This is a genomic window from Burkholderia sp. Se-20378 (assembly GCF_017104665.1).
Lineage (GTDB): Bacteria > Pseudomonadota > Gammaproteobacteria > Burkholderiales > Burkholderiaceae > Burkholderia > Burkholderia lata.
This window is the reverse complement of record NZ_JAAGPG010001252.1, coordinates 1-629: the sequence shown is the minus strand read 5'-3', so window position 1 is coordinate 629 and position 629 is coordinate 1. Positions and strand designations below refer to the sequence as shown.

General features: G+C 70.4%; 1 pseudogene. It reads right to left on the bottom strand.

Annotated elements, in window-relative coordinates:
* Positions 1 to 629 (bottom strand): annotated as a pseudogene (locus G3N93_RS41255) (penicillin-binding transpeptidase domain-containing protein); the annotation flags it as partial.

Here is a 629-nt window from a genome sequence, read left to right as displayed (position 1 = left end):
GCCGGCGCCGCCGCGGGCACGTCGATGACCTTGTGCGCAACGCCGCCATTCTCGAGCGCGCGGTACGCGTTGGTCAGCGACAGCAGCGTGACGTCCGCGCTGCCGAGCGCGAGGCTGAAGCCGTAGTAGTCGCCTTCCTGCGCGAGCGGCAGGCCGAGCGCGGTCAGCGTGCGTGCGAAGCGGTGCGGCGTGACGAGCACGAGCGTGCGCACGGCCGGCACGTTCAGCGAGCCGCCGAGCGCGCTGCGCACGCTCACCCAGCCCTTGAAATCCTTGTCGTAGTTCTGCGGAATGTACAGGCCGCCGCCGGCGGCGAGGTTGATCGGTGCATCGTCGAGCAGCGACGCGGCCGTCAGTCGCTTCTCGTCGATCGCCTGCGCATACAGGAACGGCTTGAGCGTCGAGCCGGCCTGGCGCGGTGCGAGCACGGCATCCACGTCACGCGCATTCGACAGCGCGCCGGACGATCCGACCCACGCGCGAATCTCGCCGGTCGCGTTGTCGATCACGACGACCGCGCCGTCCTGCACGTTGCGCCGGTGTGCAGGCGCGTTGAGTTCGGTCAGCGCGCGCACCAGCGTGTCGCGCGCAAAGCGCTGCAGCGGCGCATCGAGCGTCGTGCGCACCTA